A 2,629-nucleotide genomic window follows, 5' to 3' on the forward strand; every position below is an offset into this window, starting at 1 on the left:
CCGCAGCAGAACGCCCACATACCGGACGACGACGCTCACAATTAAAAACATCACCGAGACCCCGATAATACTGTCTATCCCGCCCACCCCGCCGAGGCCATGGCGGGCGCCGAGTCCGCCCCGGTCGCCGAGGTCGTTGAAGCCGCCGAGGTCGCCGAGGCCCCCCAGCAGGCCCACCCGGCCGAAGCCGTGCCGGAGGTCGTCGCCGAGCCGGTGGCGGAGACCGCCGCGGGTACCGGTGAGATGCCCTCCGGCCAGGCCGTCACCGAGCCCGCCGCCGAGGGCGAGCAGCCGCAGCAGCAGGCCGAGGTCCCGGCCGAGGCCGTCGCCGAGCCGGTCGCTGAGCAGCCCGTGGAGGCGCCGGCGGAGGCCGACGCCGCCGCAGCTGTCGAGCCGGCCGTCGAGGCTCCGGTCGAGGCCGCCCCCGAGGCGGAGGCGGCGCAGCCCGCCGAGGCCGTCGAGGAGCCCGCCGCCGAGGCCGAGCCCGTCCAGGAGCAGGTCGCCGAGGCCGTCGCCGAGCAGCCCGTCGCCGCCGCTCCGGAGTCCGAGGCCCCCGCGGAGCCGGCCGCCGAGCAGGCGGAGTCCCCGGCCGAGCCCGAGGCCGAGGCCGCCGAGGCCGAGCCCGTCCAGGAGCAGGCCGCCGAAGCCGCCGAGCAGCCCCAGGCCGAGCAGCCCGCCGCCGAGACCGGCGAGCCCGCCGAGACCGGCGAGGTCACCGAGGTCGCCGACGCCGGCGAGGCCGCGGAGCCCGCCGAAGCCGCCGAGGCCACCGAGGAGCAGCCCGCCACCGAGGAGCAGCCCGCCGCCGAAGAGCCGCAGGAGCAGCCGGAGCCGCAGCCCGAGGAGCCCGCCGAGCCGCGCGGCCCGGCCGCCCCCGGCTACGACGAGGCCGGCCGCGAGGCCGTCCACCAGGTGATCCGCGAGCGCCGCGACGTGCGCAACGGCTTCCGACCGGACCCGATCCCGCACGAGGTGCTGATCCGCGTCCTGGAGGCCGCCCACACCGCGCCCAGCGTCGGCTACTCGCAGCCCTGGGACTTCGTGGTGATCCGCTCGGCGAAGACCCGCCGGCGGATGCACGCCCTGGCCGAGCGCCAGCGCGAGGCGTTCGCGGACTCGCTGCCCAAGGGCCGGGCCAAGCAGTTCAAGGAAATCAAGATCGAGGCCATCCTCGACACCCCGGTCAACATCGTGGTGACCGCCGACCGCACCCGCGGCGGCCGGCACACCCTGGGCCGGCACACCCAGCCGCAGATGGCCCCGTACTCGGCCGCCCTGGCCGTCGAGAACCTCTGGCTGGCCGCCCGCGCCGAGGGCCTGGGCGTCGGCTGGGTGAGCTTCTTCGACGACGAGGAGCTGGTCCGCGAGCTCGGCCTGCCCGAGCACCTGGAGGTCGTCGCCTACCTGTGCGTCGGCTTCGTCGACGAGTTCCCGGACGAGCCCGAGCTGGAGCAGCAGGGCTGGGCCAAGAAGCGCCCGCTGTCCTGGGTCGTCCACGAGGAGCAGTACGGCAACCGCGCGCTGCCCGGCGAGGAGCCGCAGAGCCTGCTCGCCGACACCCTGCGCGGCATCCGCCCGCTGGACGCCAAGGCGCTCGGCGAGGCCTGGGACCGGCAGAAGCGGATGACCAAGCCGGCCGGCTCGCTCGGCATGCTGGAGATCATCTCCGCCCAGCTGTGCGGCCTGTCCCGCAAGTGCCCGCCGCCGCTCCCGGAGCCCGCCTGCGTGGCGATCTTCGCCGGCGACCACGGCGTGCACGCCCAGGGCGTCAGCCCCTGGCCGCAGGAGGTGACCGCCCAGATGGTCGGCAACTTCCTGGCCGGGGGAGCGGTGATCAACTCCTTCGCCAAGCAGATCGGCACCGAGGTCTGCGTCGTCGACGTCGGCGTCGCCGCCGAACTGCCGGACGCCGTCCAGCAGGGCCGCGCCACCGGCCTGCTGCCGCGCAAGGTCCGCCCCGGCACCGCCGACATGACCCAGGGCCCGGCGATGACCCGCGAGGAGGCCCTCAAGGCCATCGAGGTCGGCATCGAGACCGCCCGCGACCTGGTCGCGGCGGGCAACAAGGCACTGGTCACCGGCGACATGGGGATCGCCAACACCACCGCCTCGGCCGCCCTGATCTCGGTGTTCACCGGCCTCGACCCGGCCGAGGTCACCGGCCGCGGCACCGGCATCGACGACGAGACCCACGCCCGCAAGGTCGAGGTCATCCGCGCCGCGCTGGCCCTGCACCAGCCCGACCCGAGCGACCCGGTCGGCGTCCTCGCCGCCGTCGGCGGCCTGGAGCACGCCGCCCTGGCCGGCTTCCTGCTGGGCGCCGCCTCGCTGCGCACCCCGGTGATCCTGGACGGCGTCATCGCCGGTTCGGCCGCGCTGGTGGCCAAGGCCATCGCCCCCGAGGTGCTGGCCGCCTGCATCGCCGGCCACCGCTCCGCCGAGCCCGGCCACCAGGCCGCGCTGGCGAAGCTCGGCCTGCGCCCGCTGATCGACCTGGACCTGCGGCTGGGCGAGGGCACCGGTGCCCTGCTGGCCCTGCCGCTGGTGCAGAGCGCGGCCCGGGCGATGCACGATGTAGCCACCTTCGACTCCGCCGGGGTCACCGAGAAGGCCTGACGCACCCCGTCAC

At 75.7% G+C, this 2,629-nt stretch carries 1 protein-coding gene; it reads left to right on the plus strand.

Features of this window, described 5'->3' with window-relative positions; all coding sequences use genetic code 11:
• Window positions 1–99 precede the first annotated feature (99 nt).
• Entirely contained in the window at window positions 100–2,616 is a 2,517-nt protein-coding gene (gene cobT, locus ACFU6K_RS36185) for a nicotinate-nucleotide--dimethylbenzimidazole phosphoribosyltransferase (protein ID WP_380670464.1), read from the plus strand.
• Window positions 2,617–2,629: the final 13 nt, after the last annotated feature.

Origin of the sequence: Kitasatospora sp. NPDC057512 (assembly GCF_042802135.1) — a bacterium.
GTDB lineage: Bacteria > Actinomycetota > Actinomycetes > Streptomycetales > Streptomycetaceae > Kitasatospora.